General features: G+C 34.2%; 24 protein-coding genes and 1 CRISPR repeat array (1 of these 25 only partly in view). Of the genes, 21 read left to right on the top strand and 3 right to left on the bottom strand.

All coding sequences use genetic code 11. The features are described from left to right. Window positions 1-98 precede the first annotated feature (98 nt). Together murJ and HMPREF9225_RS01135 are read left to right on the top strand one after the other, a co-directional pair. Entirely contained in the window at window positions 99-1,601 is a 1,503-nt protein-coding gene (murJ, locus tag HMPREF9225_RS01140; protein ID WP_008901081.1) for a murein biosynthesis integral membrane protein MurJ, read from the top strand. 212 nt (window positions 1,602-1,813) lie between these two features. Then, window positions 1,814-3,310, top strand: a complete 1,497-nt coding sequence (locus HMPREF9225_RS01135; RefSeq protein ID WP_008901080.1) for a carbon starvation CstA family protein — start codon at window positions 1,814-1,816, stop codon at window positions 3,308-3,310. Window positions 3,311-3,507: 197 nt separating this feature from the next. Here the strand turns inward: HMPREF9225_RS01135 and HMPREF9225_RS01130 are convergent, their stop codons facing one another. Genes HMPREF9225_RS01130 through HMPREF9225_RS01120 form a run of 3 tightly spaced genes read right to left on the bottom strand, consistent with a single transcriptional unit; the run spans window position 3,508 to window position 4,441 of the window. Continuing rightward, window positions 3,508-3,786: a hypothetical protein gene (locus HMPREF9225_RS01130; protein WP_040551253.1), complete on the bottom strand. Its 279-nt coding sequence runs from the start codon at window positions 3,784-3,786 to the stop codon at window positions 3,508-3,510. Between the two features lie 15 nt (window positions 3,787-3,801). Beyond that, window positions 3,802-4,242 carry a hypothetical protein gene (locus HMPREF9225_RS01125; protein WP_008901078.1) on the bottom strand — a complete coding sequence of 147 codons (441 nt, stop codon included), beginning with the start codon at window positions 4,240-4,242 and terminating at the stop codon, window positions 3,802-3,804. Continuing rightward, window positions 4,235-4,441, bottom strand: a complete 207-nt coding sequence (locus HMPREF9225_RS01120; protein ID WP_008901077.1) for a helix-turn-helix transcriptional regulator — start codon at window positions 4,439-4,441, stop codon at window positions 4,235-4,237. Before HMPREF9225_RS01120 ends, HMPREF9225_RS01125 begins: the two co-directional genes overlap by 8 nt. 949 nt (window positions 4,442-5,390) lie before the next feature. On the opposite strand from HMPREF9225_RS01120, the gene metG reads away from it, so the two are divergent. From metG to csn2, 19 genes are all read left to right on the top strand, one after another. Continuing rightward, window positions 5,391-7,385: a methionine--tRNA ligase gene (metG, locus tag HMPREF9225_RS01110; RefSeq protein ID WP_008901075.1), complete on the top strand. Its 1,995-nt coding sequence runs from the start codon at window positions 5,391-5,393 to the stop codon at window positions 7,383-7,385. Further along, complete coding sequence (locus HMPREF9225_RS01105; protein ID WP_008901074.1) at window positions 7,385-8,152, top strand: TatD family hydrolase; 768 nt, start codon at window positions 7,385-7,387, stop codon at window positions 8,150-8,152. The genes metG and HMPREF9225_RS01105 overlap by 1 nt, the downstream gene beginning before the upstream one ends. Further along, complete coding sequence (rnmV, locus tag HMPREF9225_RS01100; RefSeq protein WP_008901073.1) at window positions 8,149-8,691, top strand: ribonuclease M5; 543 nt, start codon at window positions 8,149-8,151, stop codon at window positions 8,689-8,691. Before HMPREF9225_RS01105 ends, rnmV begins: the two co-directional genes overlap by 4 nt. Continuing rightward, complete coding sequence (gene rsmA / locus HMPREF9225_RS01095) at window positions 8,684-9,538, top strand: 16S rRNA (adenine(1518)-N(6)/adenine(1519)-N(6))-dimethyltransferase RsmA (protein ID WP_008901072.1); 855 nt, start codon at window positions 8,684-8,686, stop codon at window positions 9,536-9,538. Before rnmV ends, rsmA begins: the two co-directional genes overlap by 8 nt. An 18-nt stretch (window positions 9,539-9,556) precedes the next feature. After that, window positions 9,557-9,886, top strand: coding sequence for an ArsR/SmtB family transcription factor (locus HMPREF9225_RS01090; protein WP_008901071.1), 330 nt, complete (start codon window positions 9,557-9,559; stop codon window positions 9,884-9,886). A 57-nt stretch (window positions 9,887-9,943) separates the two neighbouring features. After that, window positions 9,944-10,174 (top strand): glutaredoxin family protein, encoded by a 231-nt coding sequence (locus HMPREF9225_RS01085; RefSeq protein WP_008901070.1) that lies wholly within the window; start codon window positions 9,944-9,946, stop codon window positions 10,172-10,174. Between the two features lie 84 nt (window positions 10,175-10,258). After that, window positions 10,259-10,471, top strand: a complete 213-nt coding sequence (locus HMPREF9225_RS01080) for a hypothetical protein (protein ID WP_008901069.1) — start codon at window positions 10,259-10,261, stop codon at window positions 10,469-10,471. A 239-nt stretch (window positions 10,472-10,710) separates the two neighbouring features. Next, window positions 10,711-11,436 carry a gamma-glutamyl-gamma-aminobutyrate hydrolase family protein gene (locus HMPREF9225_RS01075; RefSeq protein WP_008901068.1) on the top strand — a complete coding sequence of 242 codons (726 nt, stop codon included), beginning with the start codon at window positions 10,711-10,713 and terminating at the stop codon, window positions 11,434-11,436. 9 nt (window positions 11,437-11,445) lie between these two features. Beyond that, the gene (locus HMPREF9225_RS01070) at window positions 11,446-12,825 is read left to right on the top strand and encodes an APC family permease (protein ID WP_008901067.1); all 1,380 of its coding nucleotides are present in this window, start codon (window positions 11,446-11,448) and stop codon (window positions 12,823-12,825) included. A 136-nt stretch (window positions 12,826-12,961) separates the two neighbouring features. Beyond that, window positions 12,962-13,540, top strand: a complete 579-nt coding sequence (locus HMPREF9225_RS01065; RefSeq protein ID WP_008901066.1) for a hypothetical protein — start codon at window positions 12,962-12,964, stop codon at window positions 13,538-13,540. Window positions 13,541-13,667: 127 nt separating this feature from the next. Then, on the top strand, window positions 13,668-14,852 hold the full coding sequence (locus HMPREF9225_RS01060; RefSeq protein WP_040551252.1) for a M20 metallopeptidase family protein: 1,185 nt from the start codon (window positions 13,668-13,670) through the stop codon (window positions 14,850-14,852). A gap of 493 nt (window positions 14,853-15,345) precedes the next feature. Further along, the gene (locus tag HMPREF9225_RS01055; protein WP_008901063.1) at window positions 15,346-15,732 is read left to right on the top strand and encodes a GntR family transcriptional regulator; all 387 of its coding nucleotides are present in this window, start codon (window positions 15,346-15,348) and stop codon (window positions 15,730-15,732) included. Beyond that, the gene (locus tag HMPREF9225_RS01050; RefSeq protein WP_008901062.1) at window positions 15,725-16,564 is read left to right on the top strand and encodes an ABC transporter ATP-binding protein; all 840 of its coding nucleotides are present in this window, start codon (window positions 15,725-15,727) and stop codon (window positions 16,562-16,564) included. The genes HMPREF9225_RS01055 and HMPREF9225_RS01050 overlap by 8 nt, the downstream gene beginning before the upstream one ends. Continuing rightward, a complete protein-coding gene (locus tag HMPREF9225_RS01045) occupies window positions 16,564-17,217 on the top strand; it encodes an ABC-2 transporter permease (RefSeq protein WP_008901061.1) in 654 nt (217 codons plus the stop codon). The genes HMPREF9225_RS01050 and HMPREF9225_RS01045 overlap by 1 nt, the downstream gene beginning before the upstream one ends. A 186-nt stretch (window positions 17,218-17,403) precedes the next feature. Continuing rightward, complete coding sequence (locus HMPREF9225_RS01040; RefSeq protein ID WP_008901060.1) at window positions 17,404-17,676, top strand: transposase; 273 nt, start codon at window positions 17,404-17,406, stop codon at window positions 17,674-17,676. Window positions 17,677-17,981: 305 nt separating this feature from the next. Beyond that, window positions 17,982-22,076, top strand: a complete 4,095-nt coding sequence (gene cas9, locus HMPREF9225_RS01035) for a type II CRISPR RNA-guided endonuclease Cas9 (RefSeq protein ID WP_008901059.1) — start codon at window positions 17,982-17,984, stop codon at window positions 22,074-22,076. Next, window positions 22,073-22,951, top strand: a complete 879-nt coding sequence (cas1, locus tag HMPREF9225_RS01030; RefSeq protein ID WP_008901058.1) for a type II CRISPR-associated endonuclease Cas1 — start codon at window positions 22,073-22,075, stop codon at window positions 22,949-22,951. Before cas9 ends, cas1 begins: the two co-directional genes overlap by 4 nt. Then, entirely contained in the window at window positions 22,941-23,261 is a 321-nt protein-coding gene (cas2, locus tag HMPREF9225_RS01025) for a CRISPR-associated endonuclease Cas2 (protein WP_008901057.1), read from the top strand. The genes cas1 and cas2 overlap by 11 nt, the downstream gene beginning before the upstream one ends. Continuing rightward, entirely contained in the window at window positions 23,258-23,926 is a 669-nt protein-coding gene (csn2, locus tag HMPREF9225_RS01020) for a type II-A CRISPR-associated protein Csn2 (RefSeq protein WP_008901056.1), read from the top strand. The genes cas2 and csn2 overlap by 4 nt, the downstream gene beginning before the upstream one ends. 40 nt (window positions 23,927-23,966) lie before the next feature. Next, a CRISPR array of direct repeats spans window positions 23,967-24,596; the repeat unit is 36 nt; unit sequence GTTTGAGAGTTATGTAATTTCATATAGGACTAAAAC (it continues 1,321 nt past the right edge of the window).

Genomic DNA, 24,596 nt, shown 5'->3' with positions numbered 1-24,596 from the left:
TTTAGATTTTTCATACTAGAATCCAAAAAAATCTCATCTATTTTTTATTTCTAATTTTAAAATGGTATAATAGATAGACAGAGATTAAAGGAGATAAAATGAGAACTTCATATATATTAATGATCGTAACTATAATTTCAAAGGTATTTGGACTTTTGAGGGAGAAGACCCTTGCATACTTCTTTGGACTTTCCGTGGTGGCGGATGCATTTTTGATTGCTTTTCAAATTCCTATGGCGTTTACCAATGTCATAAGCGGTGCAACTGCCAATGGATTTATCCCCATGTACAACCAAGCCATAGAAAAAAATGACAAGGACTACGCCGATAGATTCACAGCTAGCTTTACAAATTTAATATTTTTAATTACAGGGATTATTTCTATAATACTTGTGATTTTTGCAAAACAACTTGTGGTTTTGATGGCGCCAGGATTCGAAGGAGAAAAGCTAAGCCTTAGCATCTTTATGACGAGGATGGGACTTCTATCACTTTCAGTAACTTCGATGATGAGCGTGTTTAAGGCATACTTACAGATTAAGAGAAGATTTGTAGTTTCGGTAGTTCATGCAATTTTGCAAAACCTACTGATGATGGGATTTATGTACTTCGCCTACAAAAACGGCTACAACTACCTCGGAATTGGAATTTTGATTTCATTTATTTTCCAATATATAATCTTCTTTCCTTATTTAAAAAAGGAAGGATACAGACATAGAATTTTGATCGATTTCAAGGATCCACATCTAAAGATGATGATGAGCATGATCCTTCCAATCATCGTGTCTACCTCTGTAATTGAACTTAATTTTATGATTTCAAAGGCTCTCGCATCAGATATCGAAAGCGGAGTCTCAATTCTAAACTACGCATATAAGATTCAAGGATTCGTGACAGGCATAGTAATTACATCTGTAATAACAGCTGTGTACCCACAAATGGCAAGACACGCATCCCTAAATAATTATGAAGATCTAAAAAAATCTACATTAATGGGACTTTCAACCATTATGTTTCTAGTGATTCCTGCTACGGTTGGACTATTTATATTTGCAGGACCGATAGTTGAGATACTATTTGTCGGTGGTAAGTTCACCGTTGAAGACGCAATGAAAACCAAACCAGTACTTGCCCTATACGCCATAGGACTAATAGGAATCGGGCTTCGAGAAATAATATCAAGGGTGTTTTATACCTTAGATGACTCAAAGACTCCAGTTATAAACTCTGTCTTAATGGTAGTTATAAACGCGATACTCTCACTAATCTTGGTTAAGAGTAGAGGAGTGGAAGGACTGGCACTAGCAACATCTGTATCATTTATTCTCGGAGGAATTTTACTTATCCTACCACTTAAGAAAAAGGTGGGAAGCCTCATAGATAGAAAGACCTTTGTAAATATCATAAAGATATTAGTTTCATCTGCAGCTATGGGCGCAGCATCAGCAATAAGTTTTAAATTTGCAGCATCTCGTTTTGGAGATAAACTCGGATTTTTAATAGCCCTTGCGATAGCAGGAGCAGTCTACTTCATATTTACATTTGTTTTAAAAGTCGATGAAATAGATGAGTTCCTAGTAAAAAAAGAAAAAAATAAATAAATTAGAATAGTTTAAATAAATAATAAAAATTATAAAGCTTCCTAAAAAGTAAAAAATCGTCTATAACGGTATACTTTAGAGGAAGCTTTTATTTTGTTAAATTGATAACATGATTATCACAAAATGCGACGATTTACCCAGTTAAACGATTGCATTTAGAACTGTATAGTGATACTATAAAGATAGCTAGTTTAATATTAAGAGGTGTAATTATGACATTATTTTTAATCGGACTTGTCATATTGTTTGTAGGTGGATATTTCTACTCTAATCTATGTGAAAGACAAATAGAACCAGACGATAGAGAAACACCAGCAATTGCAAAAGCAGACGGTATGGACTTTGTCGGAATGAGCAAAAACAAAAACTTCCTTATAGAATTATTAAACATTGCAGGTACAGGACCTGTACTTGGACCTATCCAAGGTATTCTATTTGGACCTATTGCATTTATTGCAATACCTATCGGAAACATAATCGGTGGTTCAGCTCATGACTACTTCAACGGTATGATTTCCATGAGAAACGGGGGAGCACAAATCCCTAAACTTGTAAGTAAATATTTAGGCAATAATACTAGAAAATTCTACAACGTAGTAATAGGTATCCTACTACTACTAACAGGGGTAGTATTCGTATACACTCCTGGAGACTTAATCGCAAAAGATATTCTTGGAAAAGACCCAAGTGGAAGCGTAATTTGGATCATCTACGCATGTATCTTCTTATACTATATAATAGCAACACTATTCCCAATAGATGCTATTATCGGTAGGATTTATCCACTATTTGGAGCATTCCTAATTATCTCAGCAGTTGGAATCTTCTTTGGTATTATTACTAAAGGATCAGGACACCTTGCATTTGAAGGACAAGGACTACTAGCTAAGCATCCAGGTGGACAAAAGTTCATCCCTGCATTCTTTGTAACAGTAGCCTGCGGTATACTATCAGGTTTCCACGGATCTCAATCAACACTTATTTCTAGAACAGTAAGACATGAAAAAGAAGGTAAATTCGTATTCTACTGGGCAATGGTTATGGAAGGATTCATAGCTATGTGCTGGGCAGGTGGAGCAATGGTTCTATTCTCAAATGGAACAGCACCACTTGACACAGGCGCAACAGCAATGGTAGGAGAAGTATCACGTGCATTCATGGGTAACATCGGTGGTATGCTAGCAGTAGTAGGAGTTATAGTACTACCTATTACATCTGGAGACACCGCATTCAGAGCACTAAGACTTATAATTGCAGACGAACTAGGAATCGAACAAAGAAGCTGGGCAAAGAGAATCTCTATCTCACTAGCAATATTTATCCCAGCATTTGGAATCCTATACTTTGCAAAATCAAGTCCAGGAGGATTCAACCTACTATGGAGATACTTCGGATTTACTAACCAATTCGTAGCACTATTTGCACTAGGAGTAGCAACAGTTTACCTCTATGTAAATGGAAAGAAATGGATTATGCCATTGATCCCAGGAATCTTCTACACATTTATAGTATTCTCCTATATTTCACACATGAAGATAGGATTAGGACTAGAAGAAAGATTCCTATCAAAATGGAATCCTGCAATAGACCCAATGTCATACACTGGATCTTATGTAGTAGGAGCAGTTTTAGCAATACTATACGTAGTATTCGTATTAAAACATGCGAAAAACAACAAAGAAAAAATATTAGAAACAAAATTAGATTAATAAAACTAGCGTGGGGCGTAAAAGCCCCATTTTTTTTATTTTTTGAAAGGTTTTAAAGATCATGCAACTACAGTCACCCTGAGAGGCAGTCGAGTTCAACAAAATAAAATTCATAATAGCTATCATGCTCTACGTAGAGCATCCCACAAAAAAACAGCAAATCAACTGACTTGCTGTTCGTAAATTTATAAGTAAACTTAAACATTATAAACCAATGTAATGACTGAAATTATAATCCCACCGATAGATAGGACGAGAAACTTCTTTTCTTTTTCTTTAGAAAAATAATATCCGATACCGCCGCCGATGGATAATAATAATTGTGATGCTATAGCTAAAGCTTTAGGATAAAAGTTAGATGGATTTCCAGACATATCTATTTGCACAGTTACCGTTTCTGGCAAAACCATGTAGCCATAAATTGAAAGCCCAAGAGATACAATGACTAAAACTATCAATATTATTTTTTTGTTCATTTTTAACTCCTCCATTTACATTTCTTTTTCAAATTTAGAACGCCAAAAGACTGCATATATTTGTATAGAAAGATAGATTGCAACTAGTATTATTATTTGCAACTTATCAACACCCATCAATGAAAACATAATAAGCATGGCTGCAAAGAGATAGGTCATTAAGTCGTAGGCTTTTGCCTTGGACTTTTCTGCAATCAATACGTTTCTTTCGTCATTCTTATCGATTTCAAGTTGTCTTATTAACTCTTTGTTATTTTTTGTAGAGAAATATTTAATTATATTTCCCATGAAATGTCCGAAAACTCCACATCCAATACCGATAAATAAATACGGAATAGCAAGGACTGTCTTATTTACACTATCGATGCTTTTGTGAAGATAAAGTCCGGTTAAAACTAATGCTAATCCTAAAAATACTAGCATAAAATCTCTTAAAATATTTTTGTTTCTATTCATTTTCTTCCTCCTCATAAATAAAAATGTCTTCAATTGTCAATTTAAAAAATTTAGCAATTTTAAAAGCTAAAATAATTGAAGGATTATACCTTCCATTCTCTAGAGAACCGATGGTCTGCCTTGACACTTCAAGGATATTTGCCAGTTCTTCTTGAGTAATTCCTCGACTTTTTCTAATTTCTTCAAGTCTATTTTTCACATTTAATTACCTCCCATCAAATGACAAGTTAACTTTACATATAGTATAATTATTTTCATAACAAATGTCAAGTATACTTTCCATAGTTTTTTGTGAAGATGAATTTTATTTATTGTGGCGGGTTTTTTTCATTCACAATGGAAAAGAATTTTAAAATTTAAATAAATATTAAAACAGATGCTATCCAGATAGCATGAGAATTAATCAGTATTAATTAGTATTTTTATTTGCAATTATTTGACCTTCAGAAGTTATACCCGTTCGACTCCAGAGCCTTGCGGCTCTTCCGCTCAGGGTGACTGTGCTCCAGAAGGTTATCTTTTAAATGAATTTTATAGGTGGTCGTCACCCTGAGCGAGGAAATTTATTTCCGAGTCGAATGGGTATAACCTCTGATGGTCAAGTTAACTCAATGGATTTTCTTTTTAAGAGATCCTTCGAAGCCCTAGCCGAAATCTCCGATTTCGTTGCAGGTCTTGTGCATAGTTCCAAAGAAGCCGAATGAAATAAAGGCTGATTTGTAGAACTCGACTGCCCGGCTGTGGAAGCTGTTAGCTTTCGCTACGGGGATCATATATGTCTTACCTCACCAGGGTTATACCCGTTCGACTCACTTCGTTCGCTCAGGGCGACTGTCTTCCTTCAATTATCTCTATTAAGTTACTTCACGTTAAAAACCCACATATTGCAATAAATCCGCCTTTAATGTATAATGTTTCTAGAATATTTAAAATTTACAGTGTTTTGAGTAAGCTTTTCTATTCTTTACAGAGAATGGTCATTTGGTGGAAGACCTAAGGATGATTTGCTGAACATGGATTCACTTTATCCCGAAAGGGCGGCTGAAACCGTTATATTTTTAGAGGTCTTTTAGACAAATTAGAGTGGTACCACGATCCTTCGTCTCTAGCGGAGGATTTTTTTATTTTACAGATAAAAGGGAGGAATTATGAGTAAAAAATATTATTTAACCACACCTATTTACTATCCTAGTGACAATTTACACATTGGTCACACCTATTGTACCGTTGCGGCGGACGCACTTAAAAAGTTCAAGATTCTTCAAGGCTACGACGTTTACTTCACTACTGGTTCCGACGAACACGGTCAAAAACTTATGCAAAAAGCTCACGAATATGGCATGGAACCAAAGGAATACATCGATCATATCGTGGATAATATAAAGGCTCTTTGGAAGACTATGGACATCGATTATGATTATTTCATCAGATCTACCGATGAAATTCACGAAAAAAATGTGCAAAACATCTTTCAAAAGCTTTATGACAAGGGCGAAATTTACAAGTCTGAATACGAAGGATACTACTGCACTCCTTGCGAATCTTTCTGGACTGAGTCTCAACTTGGGGAAGGTCACACCTGTCCTGACTGCGGTAGAGAAACTCACCTTGCTAAGGAAGAAGCTTATTTCTTCAGACTTTCAAAGTATAGAGACAAGCTCATCGAGCTTTATAACGAACATCCTGAGTTTATCGTTCCAGAATCAAGAAAGAATGAAATGGTTAAGAACTTCCTCGAAGGTGGTCTTGACGATCTATCTGTTTCTAGAAGTTCTTTTAAATGGGGAGTTAAGGTTCCTTTCGATGATAATCACATCGTATATGTATGGATCGATGCTCTTTCATGCTACTTGACTGGTCTTGGCTACGGTTGGAATGACGAACAATTTAATGAATTTTGGCCTGCTGATGTACATCTAGTTGGTAAGGAAATCATGAGATTCCATACTATTATTTGGCCTGCAATCTTAATGGCACTTGATATGCCTCTTCCTAAGCAAGTATTCGGTCATGGTTGGATTCTATTTGACAATGACAAGATGAGTAAATCAAAAGGTAACGTAGTTTATCCTGAACCAATTATCAAACTTTACGGTGTTGACGCTCTTAAATACTTCTTATTAAGAGAATTTTCTTTCGGTTCTGACGGAAGTTTCACCAAGGAAAAATTCATGGCAAGACTTAACTCTGACCTTGCAAACGACTTAGGAAACTTAGTTTCAAGAACTGTTTCCATGATTATAAAGTACAACGACGGCGTAATCGAAAAGACTGATGCTAAGACTGAATTTGACGATAGCTTAATCGAACTTGCAACTTCTATCCGTTCTAAGGTTGAAAAGGCTATGGAAACTTACCAATTCTCCGATGCTCTAGAAGCTATATGGACCTTGGTTAGACGTGGCAACAAGTACGTTGACGAAACTACTCCTTGGATCCTTGCAAAAGACGAAGCTAAGAAGGACGAACTAAACAATGTTCTATACAATCTTGCTGAATCTCTAAGAATAGTATCAATTTTGATCAGCCCATTCTTAACCAACACCGCCAAAGAAATTAGAAGACAACTTGGCATTGAAGGTGAAATCAAACTTGAAGATGCTAGCGAATTTGGACTTCTTGCAAGTGGAGCAAAGGTTACTAAAGGTGATGTAATCTTCCCAAGACTTGATATCCAAGAAGAAATCAAGAAGCTAGACGCTGAAAATAAGGCTCTTGCAGATAAACGAGAAAAAGATCTTGAAGAATGGATTGCAAAGGCTGGTGGCAAGAAACCTGAAGCGAAAAAAGTTGAGGAAGCAAAAGAAGATGAAGCTGCACCAATTACCATTGACGATTTTGGTAAAGTAAAGATAAAGGTAGCTCTTGTTGAATCTGTTGAGGACCATCCAAACGCAGATAGACTCTACGTTTTAAATCTAAAGCTTGGCGACGAAAGAAGAGTTATCGTTTCAAATATCAAGAGCCATTACACAAAAGAAGAATTAACAGGAAAGAAGATCCTTGTAATTACAAATCTTGAACCTAAGAAGTTCAGAGGTGTGGAATCTCACGGAATGCTAATGGCTGCACAAACTGAAGACGGCAAACTTTCCCTTGCAACTGTAATGGAAGATATCCCAGATGGAGCAGTGGTTAATTGATGATAGATTCTCACGCTCATTTAGACGATCCGAAATTCGATCTAGATAGAGATTCTTTGATAAAAAATTTAGAAAAGCACGGCATAGAATATGTGTTTAATATAGGTGCAGACATTGTAAGTTCTAGAAATTCTGTGGATCTTGCGGATAAATATGAAAATATATATGCGGTGGTGGGCATCCATCCTCATGATGCAAGTAGCTATGACGATGAAATTGAAAAGGAACTTATAGAACTTGCTAAAAATAAAAAGGTAGTGGCGATAGGAGAGATTGGTCTCGACTATTACTACGACAACTCTCCTAGGGATATTCAAAGGGAAGTGTTTGAGAAGCAAATAGAACTTGCGTCGAAATTAAATCTTCCAATAGTGATCCACTCTAGAGACGCCCACAAGGACACCTTCGACATCTTAAAAGAAGCTCACGAAAAATATCTGGACATGAAGGTGCTCATCCATTGCTACTCAAGCTCTGTGGAAATGATGAGGGAGTATATGAAACTCGGATTCTATATAGCACTTGGTGGTGCTGTGACCTTTAAAAATTCCGTAACTCCAAAAGAAGTTGCAAAGGAAGTGCCGCTAGATAGACTTCTACTTGAAACCGACTCACCATACATGGCTCCGGTACCACTAAGGGGCAAGAGAAACGAGCCTATGTTTGTAAAATATGTGGCAGAAGAAATTGCGGGTCTAAGGGGTATAAATGTAGAAGAAGTCATTGAACAAACTTCAAAAAATACCAAGGAGTTTTACGGCATATGATAAAGGAAGTCATAGTTGTAGAAGGAAAAGATGATGTAACTGCGGTAAAAGCAGCAGTGGATGCAGAAGTAATAACCACCCACGGCTTTGGATTCGGTAAGAAACTTCTAAATACCCTAAAAGAACTTCAAAAGAGAAGGGGCATAATCATCTTCACAGACCCGGATCACACGGGAGAAAAGATCAGAAGAGATATAGAAAGAGCAGTGCCCGGAGCGAAGCACGCCTATCTTCCTAGAAAAAAAGGAGAAAAGGACGGCAACATCGGCGTCGAAAACGCAAAGCCAGAAGATATAAGAGAAGCAATAAGCCGAGCAAAACCATTGAGAGAAGAGTACGAAGAAATCTACGACAATAGAGATCTTGTAAGACTTGGTCTCACCGGTTCCAAAGAATCTTCAATGCTTAGGGAAAAACTCGGAGAAGCACTGGGCATCGGTCACGCAAACGCAAAGATATTTTTGAAAAGACTCAACTCATTTAAGATAAAAGAAGAAGAATTGCTAGAAAAACTTGAAGAGGTAAGAAAAAATGGATAGACTATTTAAACCCTCCGTACTGGTACAAATCCTAGAAGAATTTGGATTTAGATTTACCAAAAGTTTGGGACAGAATTTTTTAATAGATGGAAATATAGTTAGGCGCATCGCCGACGGAGCAGGAGTGGAAGAAGGCTCAAACGTACTGGAAATCGGTCCAGGAGTTGGCACACTTACAGAAGAACTCCTCCTTCGCGGAGCAAATGTGTTGGCGGTGGAAATCGACAAAAACTTGGTGGACATCCACAAAAAAACTCTAAACTACGACAGGGTAAAAATAATCTACGACGACTTTTTAAGACTGGATACAGAGGAGATAAAATCCTATCTAAAGGGACCGATAAAAGTGGTGGCGAACCTGCCATACTATGTAACTACTCCGATCATCACGAAGATTTTAGAATCGGATCTAGAAGTAGAATCCATAACGGTGATGGTGCAAAAAGAAGTGGCGAATAGATTTGCGGCAGAGGCAGGCACCAAGGACTACGGCTCACTATCAGTGTTTATAAACTACTACGCAGAGCCAAAATACCTATTCAGCGTGCCGAAATCAGTATTTATGCCTAAGCCAAACGTGGACTCAGCGGTAGTAAAACTAGAAATTAAAAAACATAGAGAAGACATAGACAAAGACAAACTATTTAGAGTGGTAAGAGGCGCATTTAGCAAAAGAAGAAAAACCATTCTAAACGCCCTATCCACCTATGGATTTAAAAATATAACCAAGACAGAAATAGCAGAAGCACTGAAAATATCGGGAATAGACGCAAACAGAAGAGGAGAGACCCTAAGCCCAGAGGAATTCATGGTGCTATCGATAAACTTTCCAAAAATAGAAGATTAAAAGGAATAGAGGAGAAAAATGGACTTAGAAAAAATAAAAGAAGAAGTAGACAAATTTACCAGAGATGAAAAAGTATTGAATCATCTATCTGGAATTTTCAAAGTACTTGCAGATCCTACTAGACTTAGAATAATCTACACCCTATCCATGGGAGAACTATGTGTAACAGATATTTCAGAAACACTTGAAATGACTCAATCTTCCATCTCTCACCAACTTGCAATTCTAAAGAGTAGAGACCTTATAAAAGTAAGAAAAGTTGGCAGAAAGAGCTATTACTCATTAGACGACGACCACGTTCTTTCACTATTTGAAGGAGGATATGAACACGCGTCCCATAAACATTGAATAAAATAAAAATTATTGGGTATATTGAGTTATAGAAGAAAAAAATGGAGGTAAATAATGGAAAAAATAAAAGTTTACACATCAAGTACATGTCCTTACTGCGTAATGGCTAAAGAATACCTAGCAGAAAAAGGATTAGAATATGAAGAAAAAAATGTACAAACAGATAAAGCTGCAAGACAAGAACTAATGAAGATGGGATACACAGGAGTACCTGTAGTAGTAATCGGCGACGAAGAAATCGTAGGATTTGACAAAGCGAAAATCGACGAAGCATTAGGCAAATAAATTACAGCGGCACGATGACCTGAACCCCAAAATCCGGAATAAGGATGGAGGGGTTTTTTATAATCTTTGGAATAGAGGAGCAATATGAGAGAAATAATATTTGTAGCTTGGCTAATATCTCTTTATAAGTACAACAAGGTGAAACTTCAAGAAATAAAAAGAGACGACGAAGAAGGCAAGAGAAATTACAGAGATGAAGTAGAAAAATTGGTATTTCAAAATTTAAGAGCCTTGATCTTATTCTATATAATCGTAGATATAGCAGGACCATACATAGTTGCACTCATAAGTAAATAATAAATTTAGTTATAATATGAACCCAGAAATTTTCTGGGCTTTTTTATACCTTAATTTATGTAAATAAACCTCTAATCTAAATTCAAAAAAATTCTGTGGAATTAAAAAGAATACATGTGATAAAAAATTTTTGCTTTGTGAAATTTTTTTGAAAAAATTTTAACGAAATTATTTAAATAGATTAAATATTATGTTAAAATAAAAACACTGCAATTCAAGACACTAAGAAAGGAGCACGCATGAATAAACCAATTATAGGAGTATCTGGAAACTTTCTAATCGACAAAGAAATGTTTTTAGGATATAAAAAAGTATATGTAAACGAAGATTATATATCAGGAGTTATAAACGCTGGAGGAGTACCTATTGTACTACCTATGACAGAAGATGAAGAAGTAATAGATAGATATATCTCTTCAATAGATGCACTTATTTTAACTGGAGGACAAGATGTCAGCCCAGAATTCTATGGAGAAGACCCAATGCCAAAACTAGGAGTGGTTGTTCCAAGAAGGGATAGATTCGATCTAAGCCTTTTGAAAAAAGCTAAAGAAAAAAATATCCCAATCCTAGGCATCTGTAGAGGAGTTCAAATCATAAACGTAGCCTACGGCGGAAATCTATTCCAAGATTTGTCCTACTCAGGACTAAACTATTTAAAACACAGTCAAGGACATACCACAAACCTACCTACTCATAGAATATCAGTGGAAGAAGAATCACATCTTTACGAAATTCTAAAAGAAACAGATCTAATGGTAAACTCATTCCATCACCAAGCAATAGACAGAGTTGGAGAAGGTCTAAGAGTAGTAGCAAAAGCACCAGATGGAATAATAGAAGCAGTTGAAGACAGAAATTACAGATTCTTACTAGGAGTTCAATTCCATCCGGAAATGTTACACATGGTAATGGAAAGTATGCAAGGAATCTTCAATAGACTTGTAGAAGAAGCAAAAAAATAAGGAGATAACATGAAGAAAAAATTAGGATTCTATTCGATTGTACTACTTACAATCAATTCAATTATAGGAACAGGTATATTCTTATCACCAGGTTCAGTTGTTGCAAAATCAGGGAATAAAGCGCTTATGGTATATGCGCTAGCAGCAATATTCTCAGCAGTTTTAGCAGTTACATTTGCAGCAGCAGCAAAATATGTATCTAAAGGGGGAGCAGCCTACGCCTACACAAAAGCTGCATTTGGAGATGACCTTGGATACTATGTAGGTATAACCAGATATGTAGCCGCAGGCATAGCTTGGGGTGTAATGGGAACAGCAGTAGTTAAAACAGTATTAAAAATATTTGGACTTAACTACGAAAGTCTAACCACAGTAACCATCGGATTTATGGTACTTATGGGTATCCTTATGATCATAAACCTACTAGGAACTAGAGTATTCGAAATCATAAATAACCTATCGACCATAGGTAAGGTAGGTGCACTAGTAACCACCATCATAGTAGGACTAGTAATGGTACTATTCCTAGGAGAAAATAATTACTCTGCAATAAACAACCTAACAGACGATGCAGGACAAGTGCTAGGATCAAACCTAGATATAACAGGATGGGTAACAGCAGTAATAGCAGCATTCTATGCATTCACAGGATTTGAAAGTGTCGCATCTGCATCAGAAGACATGGAAGAACCAGAAAAGAATCTACCAAGAGCAATTCCACTAGCAATTGGAATAATAGCAGTAATATATATGGGAATCGTTGGAATAGCAATGGCTATAAACCCAGAAGCATTAGTAACATCTAAAGAAGTAGTAGCCCTTGCAGATGTATTTTCAAATAGAATTATAAGAAATCTTATAATAGGCGGAGCATTGGTATCAATGTTCGGTATCAACGTGGCAGCATCATTTGGAACACCACGTATCCTAGAATCTATGTCAAACCAAGGACAAGTACCTAAGATATTCTCAAAGAGAACAGAAAATGGATTCCCAATAGCATCATTCTTAACAACCATAACCATAGCAGTAGTAATACCACTAGCATTCAAATTCAATATGGCTAGCATCATGATTATAAGTTCAATATCAAGATTTATACAATTCGTAATTGTACCAATATCAATAATCATGTTCTACTATGGAAAACAAAAAGAAGAAGTAATGCCAAATGTAAAGAGAAACTTCGCAACAGATGTAATAATACCTATAATAGCCCTAGGACTTACCCTTGTGCTACTATATAAATTCAACTGGGTTGGACAATTTACAACAGTAGATGACAGCGGACAAACACATGCAAATATGTTTGCAATAATATCTATGATAGTAGGATATGTTGTTCTACCAGCAGTTTTAATGACATGGAGCAAAATAAAAAGAAAATAATCTGTAAAGATAAAACTAAAAATTAGTGCTTGAAGCATAACAAACTACCCACAAAGGGTAGTTTTTTTATGAAATAATTTGCAAAAAAGAAAAAAAGATATATAATTACATTAACAAGTTAGCATAGGAGGGTAAAATGAAAAATAAAAAGTTTATAATTTTTCTTGCCTTGCTATTAGTATTTTCAGTGCCTGCTTATATATCAGCAAAGGGAGAAAGTAAGAATAAGAAAAGTTTAAGCTTTTCCGATGTAGAAAAACACGAAAAATATATAACTACTACGAAAAGCTTCAAAATGGATGGAGAAATATTGGACGAAATTCCATATAAAGAAGGAGAATTCGAAGGAAAACTTTCAAGACAGAAGTTTGTAGATATTGATTACGACAAAAATATCAAAACCTACAAATTCGGAGGTTGGATCCAAGATAAGGAATACAAAGAAGTAGCCGCTGCATTTGAAGCCCAATCCAAAGAAGCTCAAAAGAATACCGAAGAATTGCCGATGGATATAGTAAAACTATCAGACGGAAGGTATCAAAAACATATTGAAGTTGAAAAGACATTTGCGCTTGAAGTAGAACCACCTTATGAAATCGAGTACTCAGAAGGAAATATGGAAGGTAAATTAAGCAGACAGAGATTAGTAAATCGAGATGAAATATATAAAACCAAAACATTCGTCTATGGTGGTTGGGTAGATATTAAAGATTGATTAGATTCTATAAAATCTAAAAAATTAAATTTAAATTGCTAACTTATGGAAAGAAAGGGCTTCGAGCCCTTTTTTTTGCGATTAATTTATAAAACTTTAAATGGTATAATTTACATAGGTGATGAAAATGAATATATTAGAAGAAGTAAAAAATATTGAAGAAGAAATAATAAATTTTAGAAGAGATCTACACAGAATTCCAGAGCTCCAACTAAATTTACCGAAAACCATGGAATACATCGGAAAAGTTTTGGATGAAAATGAAATCTCATATAGAAAACTGATGGAAGGTAATGGGGTTGTAGCAGAGATAAATGGGAAAAACCCAGGCGGATGTATCGCAATAAGAGCAGATAGCGACGCCCTTCCAATAGAAGAAGAGACGGGACTTCCATTTAAATCTGAAAATGGATGCATGCACGCCTGCGGACATGATGGACACACTGCAATGGCATTGGGAGCAGCACTCATATTAAATAAAAATAGAGACAAATTTAACGGCGCAGTTAAAATATTTTTCCAACCGGGAGAAGAATATCCTGGAGGAGCACTGCCAATGATAGAAGAAGGCTGCATGGAAGATCCAAAAGTAGAAAGGGTAATCGGACTACACAACGGACAACTATTTCCGATAGAACCGGGTAAAGTAGGATTTATGCCAGGAGAAATGATGGCAGCAATGGACAGATTTAAAATCACAGTCATTGGAAAGGGCACCCATGGAGCGACACCGCACCTTGGAAAGGATCCAATCCCATGTATCTGCGAAATAGTAAACGGACTTCAAAAAATCGTATCGAGAATGGTAAACCCAGCAGAAAAAGTCCTACTATCAGTGTGCCAAATCCACGGAGGCTTCACTCAAAACATAATTCCAGACACAGTATTTGTAGAAGGAACAGTGAGAACCTTTGATGACGAAGTTAGAAAAAATATAGCAGAAAACATAAAAAATATTTCAGAAAACATAGCCAAGGCATACGGAATGGATGCGGAAGTTGAGTACGATTTTAAATATCCAGCAGTCATAAACGACGAAGAATTCACAGAATATGTGGCAGGATGTGCAAGGGAAATCTTGGGAGATGAAAGAGTAGAATACTTAAAAGAACCATCCTTCGGAGGAGAAGACATGGCGTATTTTCTACGAGAAGCAAAGGGCACATTCTTTGCATTATCCAATCCAAAAGTCCACGAATGCGGAAAAATCTATCCCCACCACAGCCCAAAATTTGATATTGACGAAAGCAAATTCTACATGGGCACCGCAATCTTTGTAAAAGTAGCAATGGATTATTTGAACGGGAAATAGATGGCATGGAGTTGAAAAATTCGTAGCGGAAGCTTCCCAACGGTCGTCACCCTGAGCGAACGTAATGAGTCGAAGAATCTCAACGCAAATAACCCTCCCAACTACAGTCACCCTGAGCGGAAGAGCCGAAGGCTCTGTAGTCGAATGGGTCTAACCTCAGAGGGTCAAGTCTTCACAAATGAATTAATTTTAAAAATTATAATGAATATAAATAAATATCTTATTAATAACCTAACCATAATCTTTTTTCTTCAAATCTTTTTTTACGAGGGAGAATGGCAGTCGAGTTCTGCAAATCAGCCTTCGCAATGCTCGGCTTCTTTGGAACTCTTTGCATAAGACCTGCTACGAAATCGGAGATTTCGGCTAGGGCTTCGACGCGTGGTGAAGTCTTAGCTCCTATTGACACTTTTAATGAAAATTAAGTTTAGAGACAATGAAATCTTGACAACAGTTATGCACTGTTATATACTGTTATATAAGAGGTACAATTATGAAAATATTATTGTTAAACGGAAGCAGCACTCCAATCTATGAACAAATAAAGAATGCGATTAAGGAAAATATAGTTCAAGGTCTTGTATCACCAGATGAGCAATTACCTTCCGTCAGGCAATTATCAAGCGATCTCAACGTCAGTATATTAACGGTTAAAAAAGCTTATGACGCCTTGGAAGAGGAAGGTTTTATTGTAATACGACAAGGCTTAGGTACTTTTGTGGCACCTATGAATCCGGATATCTTAAAAGATGAAAAGCAAAAAGAAATAGAAACACACTTAATTGCTGCGTGTCAAATTGCAAAAACAATCAGTCTTAGCCAAGATGAGCTTATAGAATTGATACAATATATTTATCAGGGGGATTCATATAATGAATAAAATTGAGGTACAAAACTTGTGTAAGGAATATCCTAAATTTTCATTAAAAAGTGTCAATTTTTCCATACCGACTGGATATGTTACGGGCTTCATTGGCAAGAATGGTATGGGAAAAACCACGACAATAAAATCAATTCTTTCGCTTATTCATTTTAAAGGAACAATCCTTTTCAAAAATAATGATATAATCACAGAACCTTTAAATCAAAAAATCGGTGTTATTATGGATGATTCTTTTCTTGCAAAAGATTGGAATATGGATTTAGTGAATAAAGCTATGATGGTAGGATATAACGAGTGGGACGAAAATTTATTTTGGCAGAGTCTAAACAAGTTCGGTATAGACAGAAAATTAAAAGTTAAAGAATTGTCACGAGGAATGAAAATAAAATTAATGCTTGCAATCGCCTTATCTCATAAAGCTGAATTATTGATTCTTGATGAGCCGACAAGTGGCTTAGATCCGAGCATGCGAGAGGAATTTTTAGAAATCATTTCTGATTATATGAAAGACGAAAATCACACAGTCTTATTTTCCACACACATCACACAAGATCTTGAAGCTATCGCTGATTATATAATCTTTATTGATGATGGGAAAATTGTGTTATCTATGGAAAAAGATGATTTTCTAAATTATTTTATAATATTAAAGAGTGATTCAAATAATCAAAAAAATATTGATGAAGATGCAGTATTAGGAAGAAAGATAAGCGAATACAGCACGGAATATTTGGTGAAACGTGCGGATATAAATAACATACCTCCAGGCTATGTTGAAGATAAAATTTCGATTGATAGAATCATGATTCTTTACGGGAGGAAAAAATAATGGACATCATTAAAGTTTTAAAATTAGACCTATTGTCTGTTAGACCTTACTTGACGATAAAGAACTTGATTATACTCACAGCATTGGGAACTTTCTATGGAGTATTGTCGAAAAATTCCTTCACAGTACTGGCTATAGCTCAAATGTTTGCCATGCTTTTCTCAGGTTATCCTTTTTTAGTAGGAGAAGAATCTGGTATAGATCCTTTATATAAACTCTTTGGAATTAAATCAAAAGATGTTGTAATTGGGAGATACTTACTTGCTGCGATTTTTGTTGGAGTAATGATTATAGTTGGTGTAATGTTGGCGCTGATTATAGCGAAAATATGGCCAATGGAGAATGGGAGACAGGGTTTATTGCTTGCAGCACTGGTTACAGGAGCTGTTTCCTTGTTTATAATTTTTATAGAATATCCGATTTATTTTAAACATGGGTATAAAAAGGGAAAAACTCTTGCGATGATTCCATTTTTGCTTGTTGGTATTGCGGGTTTGATTGGTACATTTTTTGGCGAACAGTTTAAAACAGTTTTACGTATGGTTTTTATGAATAAAACTGTCAGTGCAATGGTTGCGCTTGTCATCTGGGCGTTTGTAATATTATTATCATTTCAACTTTCTAAAAAATTTTATTCAGAGAGAGACTTTTAAGAGGTGCGAACTTTTGTTTCCACCTTGGCGTTTACGCTCAAACAAAATTCGGGCTATCATGAGGATGACGACTACCTAGAGAAATTGTTTAAAGAAAAGAACACTAAAGGACATAATCAATGAGCGAAGGGACCGGGTATAATAAGACTATAAATATGATTGATAAAATAAAAGAAAGAAAGACAAATGTCAAAAGAAAAAATACGAACCTTCACACCAGAATTTAAATATAAAATAGTAATGCTGAAATTTAAAAATATTCCAATTAAAGAAATATGTGAAAAATATGATTTAGACCCGCAAACCGTCCATAGATGGGTCAAGGAATTTAAAGCAAAAGGTATGTCAGGCTGGGAAGAACAGGATAAAAAACTGAAAATGCAAAAAAGAATAAAAGAACTAGAAATGGAAATAGAAATAATGAAATTATTCAATGAACATTTTGGGAAGAATAAATAAAACAAGAAAAAACCGGAGATTTGTATATCTCCGGTTTAATTTATTTTTGCAATTAATCTAACACAGTTATTATTAACGATGAAAAGCTTTGCCTATTCTTAATTAGTGATATAATAAAGTAAAGACTGAGTTAGAAAATACTATGATAAAATTTCTATAAAATAAAAAAACTTGGATACCCAAGTTTAGTTGTGCACACGCACGGCCTTTCGGCGGTTTCAATTAAATTTTATTTGAACTCGTCATGTAATTTCATATTTATTCTAACTCATAAAAATTCTTTTGTCAATAAATAGGAGGTATTTATGAAAAATTTAAAAGAATATTACATAGGACTTGATATTGGTACAGCATCTGTAGGCTGGGCAGTAACCGATGAAAGTTATAATATTCCAAAATTTAACGGCAAAAAAATGTGGGGAGTTCGTCTTTTTGACGATGCTAAGACTGCTGAAGAAAGAAGAACACAAAGAGGTTCAAGGCGTAGACTTAATCGTAGAAAAGAACGCATCAATCTTTTGCAAGATCTATTTGCAACAGAAATTTCTAAAGTGGATCCAAATTTCTTTTTAAGACTTGATAACAGTGACCTATATCGTGAAGACAAGGACGAAAAATTAAAATCAAAATATACATTATTTAATGATAAAGATTTCAAAGACAGGGATTATCACAAGAAATATCCGACTATTCACCATCTTATTATGGATTTAATTGAAGATGAAGGTAAAAAGGATATAAGACTACTGTACTTGGCTTGCCACTACCTATTAAAAAACCGCGGACACTTTATATTTGAAGGACAAAAGTTCGATACTAAGAACTCATTTGATAAATCTATCAATGATTTAAAAATTCACCTTCGTGATGAATATAATATTGATTTAGAATTTAATAACGAAGATTTAATAGAAATAATCACAGATACCACGCTTAACAAAACAAATAAGAAAAAAGAATTAAAAAATATAGTAGGAGATACCAAATTTCTAAAGGCTATCTCTGCAATTATGATTGGTAGTTCTCAAAAACTCGTAGATTTATTTGAAGATGGAGAGTTTGAAGAAACTACTGTTAAATCCGTTGACTTTTCAACTACTGCATTTGATGACAAATATTCAGAATACGAAGAAGCTTTAGGAGATACTATCTCTCTTTTAAATATTTTAAAAAGTATCTACGACTCATCAATCTTGGAAAACTTACTAAAAGATGCAGATAAATCAAAAGATGGCAATAAATATATTTCAAAAGCCTTTGTGAAAAAGTTTAATAAACATGGCAAAGATCTAAAAACTTTAAAGCGTATCATTAAAAAATACCTACCATCAGAATATGCAAATATTTTTAGAAACAAGTCAATAAACGATAACTATGTGGCTTATACCAAGTCCAACATAACCAGTAACAAGAGGACAAAGGCAAGCAAGTTTACTAAACAAGAAGATTTCTACAAATTTATCAAAAAACATTTGGATACTATAAAAGAAACGAAACTTAATTCATCAGAAAATGAAGATTTGAAATTAATAGATGAAATGCTTACGGATATTGAGTTTAAAACCTTTATCCCTAAACTAAAATCATCAGACAATGGAGTAATACCTTATCAACTAAAGCTCATGGAACTTAAAAAGATTCTAGACAATCAATCAAAATATTATGATTTTTTAAATGAATCAGATGAATATGGAACAGTCAAAGATAAGGTAGAGTCCATAATGGAATTTAGAATTCCTTACTATGTAGGACCACTAAATCCAGATTCAAAATATGCTTGGATTAAAAGAGAAAACACAAAGATCACCCCTTGGAATTTCAAAGATATTGTAGACTTAGACTCATCTAGAGAAGAATTTATAGATAGACTAATAGGCAGATGTACCTATCTCAAAGAAGAAAAAGTACTTCCAAAAGCATCCCTTATATACAATGAATTCATGGTTTTAAACGAGCTTAACAATCTAAAATTAAACGAATTTTTAATCACAGAAGAGATGAAAAAAGCTATATTTGAAGAACTTTTCAAGACAAAAAAGAAGGTAACACTAAAGGCAGTTTCAAATCTTCTAAAAAAAGAATTCAACCTAACTGGAGATATATTGCTATCAGGAACAGATGGAGACTTCAAACAAGGACTAAACTCCTATATTGATTTCAAAAATATAATAGGAGATAAAGTAGATAGGGATGACTATCGCATAAAAATCGAAGAAATAATCAAACTTATTGTACTCTACGAAGATGACAAGACCTATTTAAAAAAGAAAATCAAATCCGCATATAAAAATGATTTTACCGACGATGAAATAAAGAAAATAGCAGCCTTAAACTACAAAGATTGGGGAAGACTAAGCAAAAGATTCTTAACAGGAATAGAAGGAGTAGATAAAACTACAGGAGAAAAAGGAAGCATCATCTACTTTATGCGTGAATACAATCTAAACCTAATGGAGCTTATGAGCGGCCACTACACATTTACAGAAGAAGTTGAGAAGCTAAATCCAGTAGAAAATAGAGAACTATGCTACGAAATGGTGGACGAACTCTACCTATCTCCATCAGTGAAGAGGATGCTATGGCAAAGCTTGAGAGTAGTAGATGAAATCAAGAGGATAATAGGCAAAGATCCGAAGAAGATATTTATAGAAATGGCAAGGGCTAAAGAAGCTAAGAATAGTAGAAAAGAATCCAGAAAGAACAAGCTATTAGAATTCTATAAATTTGGTAAAAAAGCATTCATAAATGAAATAGGAGAAGAAAGATACAACTATCTATTAAACGAAATAAATAGTGAGGAAGAATCCAAATTTAGATGGGACAACTTGTATCTATACTACACTCAACTGGGAAGATGTATGTATAGTTTGGAACCGATAGATTTAGCTGATCTAAAATCCAATAACATATACGACCAGGACCACATATATCCAAAATCAAAAATATATGATGACTCATTGGAAAACAGAGTGCTCGTAAAGAAGAATCTGAACCACGAAAAAGGAAACCAATACCCAATACCAGAAAAAGTATTAAACAAAAACGCATATGGATTTTGGAAGATACTCTTCGACAAGGGACTAATAGGACAAAAGAAATACACAAGACTTACTCGTCGCACACCATTTGAAGAAAGAGAACTAGCAGAATTTATAGAAAGACAAATAGTAGAGACAAGACAAGCGACAAAAGAAACAGCAAATCTACTAAAGAACATATGTCAAGACTCAGAAATCGTATATTCAAAAGCAGAAAACGCAAGTAGATTTAGACAGGAATTCGACATAATAAAATGCCGTACAGTAAACGATCTACACCATATGCATGACGCATACCTAAACATAGTAGTAGGAAATGTATACAATACAAAATTTACAAAAAATCCATTAAACTTCATAAAAGACAAGGACAATGTAAGAAGCTACAACCTAGAAAATATGTTTAAGTATGACGTAGTACGTGGAAGTTATACAGCGTGGATAGCAGACGATAGCGAAGGAAATGTAAAAGCAGCAACGATCAAAAAAGTAAAGAGGGAACTAGAAGGCAAAAACTATAGATTCACCAGAATGAGCTATATTGGAACAGGAGGACTCTACGACCAAAACCTAATGAGAAAAGGAAAGGGTCAAATTCCACAAAAAGAAAACACAAATAAATCTAATATAGAAAAATATGGTGGATACAATAAAGCAAGCTCCGCATACTTTGCATTAATAGAATCAGACGGCAAAGCAGGAAGAGAAAGGACCTTAGAGACAATCCCAATAATGGTTTATAATCAAGAAAAATATGGAAATACAGAAGCAGTAGATAAATATTTAAAAGATAACCTAGAGTTACAAGATCCAAAAATACTAAAAGATAAGATAAAGATAAACTCATTAATTAAATTGGATGGATTCTTATATAATATCAAAGGAAAAACGGGAGATAGCCTTTCTATTGCAGGAAGTGTTCAATTGATAGTGAATAAGGAAGAACAAAAATTAATCAAAAAGATGGATAAATTCCTAGTTAAAAAGAAAGATAACAAAGATATCAAAGTTACTTCATTTGACAATATAAAAGAAGAAGAATTAATTAAACTTTACAAAACACTTTCAGATAAATTGAACAATGGAATTTACTCAAATAAGAGAAACAACCAAGCTAAAAATATTTCAGAAGCATTAGATAAATTTAAAGAAATTTCAATAGAAGAAAAAATAGACGTGTTAAATCAAATAATATTACTATTCCAAAGCTATAACAATGGATGCAATTTAAAATCAATTGGATTAAGTGCAAAAACAGGAGTAGTATTTATTCCAAAAAAATTAAATTACAAAGAATGCAAGCTAATAAACCAATCAATAACAGGTCTATTTGAAAATGAAGTAGACTTACTAAACCTATGACCTGGCGAGTAGTAGTAATAGATAACAGAGCAAAACTTGAACTAAAATTAAGCCATCTTGTCGTAAGACAGGATGGCAACAAAGTTCAAAAAATATATTTAAAAGACATCTCCCACATAATAGTAAACACAACAGAAGCATCAATTACATTTGCACTATTAAATGAGATAGTAAAAAATAAAATAAAATTAATATTTTGTGATGAAACTAGAAACCCAACAGCAGAAGTATCTCCCCTATATTCATCCTATAACACCAGCGAAAAAATACGACTACAAATAAAATGGGATGAATATACAAAAGGAGAAGTATGGCAACAAATAGTAAAACAAAAAATCAAAAATCAAAGAAATCTCCTTGAAGCAGCAGGTAAACCAGAATACGCTCTGTTAGAAAAATATATAGAAGAAGTAGAACTAAAAGATGCCACCAATAGAGAAGGACATGCAGCAAAAGTATATTTCAATGCACTTTTTGGAAAAAGTTTTTCAAGAAGCGACGATTCAAATATAAATGCAGCACTAAACTATGGATACGCAATACTTCTAGCATCTATAAATAGGCAAGTAGTATCAAATGGATATCTGACGCAGATAGGAATATTTCATGACAATATGTTCAATCAGTTCAACTTTTCCAGCGACCTAATAGAACCATGGAGAGTGTTGGTAGATAACACAGTATATATTGATGACATAAAAATATTTGGAAAAGAACAAAAGATAGAACTAATAAACTTGATCAACGAATTTGTAACCATAGACAACAAATATTGTCGGATAAATCAAGCGCTAGAAATATACATAAGATCAGTTTTTGACGCACTAAATAATAGGGACATCTCCCTACTAAGGTTTCCAAGTTATGAGTTATAGGTATATGAGAATAATAGTAATGTTTGATCTTCCAACAATAAACGAAAAAGATTTAAAGAATTACAGAATATTTAGGAAGTTTTTGATAAAAAATGGATTTATGATGATGCAAGAGTCTGTATATTCAAAAATTGCATTAAATCAGAGCATGGCAACGCTAATTGCTAACAAAGTAAGAGAAAACAAACCGCCAAAAGGACTAGTACAGATGTTTATGATAACAGAAAAGCAATACTCCAGGATGGAGATTCTAGTAGGAGATATATCAGAAGAATATATAACAGACGACAGGAGGCTAATAATACTATGAACCTAGTAACAAAGTATTTAGAAAACTCCCTAGAAATAAAATCCAAAACCATAAACACACTAGTAGTAGAAGACATACGATATTTTTCTATATTTTTAAAAGGATTAATAGAATCAACAGAAATAGAAAGCGATGAATTTGAACTAATAGAAGACTACAAAACAGTAGATATGACAAAATATGTAGAGATAATATTTGATATATTTAACTTAGAAGCAAACTCTGCAAACATACTTAAAAAAATGTATTCTGAATTAGAAGAAGACTTAAACACTCAGGAAGTATACACAAAAAAGGTGGAACTAGAAAGTATAATAGCAAACATAACAGACGAACTAATATATAGATCTAGATTTTCATTAAAAGCAGGAGGAATAAACTACCAAAATCTATTCAAAGCCATAGAAATAGAATTTGACTATGAAAAGAACTCAGTATTAGAAAGACTAATAGAATATATAAAAGTAACATCAGAACTACTAAAAACAAAAGTATATATAATAGTAAACCTAGATAGCTTTCTATCAGAAGAAGAGCTAGTTGAATTAGAAAAATTTTTACTATACAATGATATTAAAGTTTTAGCCCTACAAAACGCAATCAGAAGGGAAGTCATACCTTCTGAAAACTTAAGAATAGTAGATAAAGACCTATGTGAAATATAGAAACGTCAAATCTAAATAACTCTCAGATTTCGAATTTGAGGTTTGAGAGTTATGTAATTTCATATAGGACTAAAACTATAAAACTGATGAGGTTGTAAGCCTGGGCGTTTGAGAGTTATGTAATTTCATATAGGACTAAAACAAGGACTTGCTTTGTACCCTACATTTATGTGTTTGAGAGTTATGTAATTTCATATAGGACTAAAACTGTTTGGCTCTATTAGTCTTTTTGCAATGTGTTTGAGAGTTATGTAATTTCATATAGGACTAAAACATGTTTGTAAGCAATGACGTCGTTGAATATGTTTGAGAGTTATGTAATTTCATATAGGACTAAAACTATGAAAAGTATGGTCAAGACATGATTGTAGTTTGAGAGTTATGTAATTTCATATAGGACTAAAACACAAATGAATTTAAACAAATAAGAAAGACCGTTTGAGAGTTATGTAATTTCATATAGGACTAAAACGCTTGGTATTTATCCATTTACGCCGGACGAGTTTGAGAGTTATATAATTTCATATAGGACTAAAACATAGACCTGCTTTTGATGGTGAACCATGAGGTTTGAGAGTTATGTAATTTCATATAGGACTAAAACTTTTTGGTTTTTTAGATCTTGATTTCGTAAGTTTGAGAGTTATGTAATTTCATATAGGACTAAAAC

The organism is Peptoniphilus duerdenii ATCC BAA-1640 (assembly GCF_000146345.1).
GTDB lineage: Bacteria > Bacillota > Clostridia > Tissierellales > Peptoniphilaceae > Peptoniphilus_B > Peptoniphilus_B duerdenii.
Note: the sequence above shows the minus strand (reverse complement) of the source record. Positions and strands in the feature narration are given on the sequence as shown.

What these genes read in the sequence shown, in the direction of transcription:
- HMPREF9225_RS01050 (WP_008901062.1), top strand. Translation starts at nt 15,725, where the DNA reads ATGAATAAAATTGAGGTACAAAACTTGTGTAAGGAATATCCTAAATTT.
- HMPREF9225_RS01075 (WP_008901068.1), top strand. Translation starts at nt 10,711, where the DNA reads ATGAATAAACCAATTATAGGAGTATCTGGAAACTTTCTAATCGACAAA.
- HMPREF9225_RS01090 (WP_008901071.1), top strand. Translation starts at nt 9,557, where the DNA reads ATGGACTTAGAAAAAATAAAAGAAGAAGTAGACAAATTTACCAGAGAT.
- HMPREF9225_RS01070 (WP_008901067.1), top strand. Translation starts at nt 11,446, where the DNA reads ATGAAGAAAAAATTAGGATTCTATTCGATTGTACTACTTACAATCAAT.
- cas1 (WP_008901058.1), top strand. Translation starts at nt 22,073, where the DNA reads ATGACCTGGCGAGTAGTAGTAATAGATAACAGAGCAAAACTTGAACTA.
- HMPREF9225_RS01130 (WP_040551253.1), bottom strand. Translation starts at nt 3,786, where the DNA reads ATGAACAAAAAAATAATATTGATAGTTTTAGTCATTGTATCTCTTGGG.
- HMPREF9225_RS01125 (WP_008901078.1), bottom strand. Translation starts at nt 4,242, where the DNA reads ATGAATAGAAACAAAAATATTTTAAGAGATTTTATGCTAGTATTTTTA.
- cas2 (WP_008901057.1), top strand. Translation starts at nt 22,941, where the DNA reads ATGAGTTATAGGTATATGAGAATAATAGTAATGTTTGATCTTCCAACA.
- HMPREF9225_RS01065 (WP_008901066.1), top strand. Translation starts at nt 12,962, where the DNA reads ATGAAAAATAAAAAGTTTATAATTTTTCTTGCCTTGCTATTAGTATTT.
- HMPREF9225_RS01080 (WP_008901069.1), top strand. Translation starts at nt 10,259, where the DNA reads ATGAGAGAAATAATATTTGTAGCTTGGCTAATATCTCTTTATAAGTAC.
- HMPREF9225_RS01135 (WP_008901080.1), top strand. Translation starts at nt 1,814, where the DNA reads ATGACATTATTTTTAATCGGACTTGTCATATTGTTTGTAGGTGGATAT.
- HMPREF9225_RS01060 (WP_040551252.1), top strand. Translation starts at nt 13,668, where the DNA reads ATGAATATATTAGAAGAAGTAAAAAATATTGAAGAAGAAATAATAAAT.
- HMPREF9225_RS01045 (WP_008901061.1), top strand. Translation starts at nt 16,564, where the DNA reads ATGGACATCATTAAAGTTTTAAAATTAGACCTATTGTCTGTTAGACCT.
- cas9 (WP_008901059.1), top strand. Translation starts at nt 17,982, where the DNA reads ATGAAAAATTTAAAAGAATATTACATAGGACTTGATATTGGTACAGCA.
- csn2 (WP_008901056.1), top strand. Translation starts at nt 23,258, where the DNA reads ATGAACCTAGTAACAAAGTATTTAGAAAACTCCCTAGAAATAAAATCC.
- HMPREF9225_RS01105 (WP_008901074.1), top strand. Translation starts at nt 7,385, where the DNA reads ATGATAGATTCTCACGCTCATTTAGACGATCCGAAATTCGATCTAGAT.
- rnmV (WP_008901073.1), top strand. Translation starts at nt 8,149, where the DNA reads ATGATAAAGGAAGTCATAGTTGTAGAAGGAAAAGATGATGTAACTGCG.
- rsmA (WP_008901072.1), top strand. Translation starts at nt 8,684, where the DNA reads ATGGATAGACTATTTAAACCCTCCGTACTGGTACAAATCCTAGAAGAA.
- metG (WP_008901075.1), top strand. Translation starts at nt 5,391, where the DNA reads ATGAGTAAAAAATATTATTTAACCACACCTATTTACTATCCTAGTGAC.
- HMPREF9225_RS01055 (WP_008901063.1), top strand. Translation starts at nt 15,346, where the DNA reads ATGAAAATATTATTGTTAAACGGAAGCAGCACTCCAATCTATGAACAA.
- murJ (WP_008901081.1), top strand. Translation starts at nt 99, where the DNA reads ATGAGAACTTCATATATATTAATGATCGTAACTATAATTTCAAAGGTA.
- HMPREF9225_RS01085 (WP_008901070.1), top strand. Translation starts at nt 9,944, where the DNA reads ATGGAAAAAATAAAAGTTTACACATCAAGTACATGTCCTTACTGCGTA.
- HMPREF9225_RS01040 (WP_008901060.1), top strand. Translation starts at nt 17,404, where the DNA reads ATGTCAAAAGAAAAAATACGAACCTTCACACCAGAATTTAAATATAAA.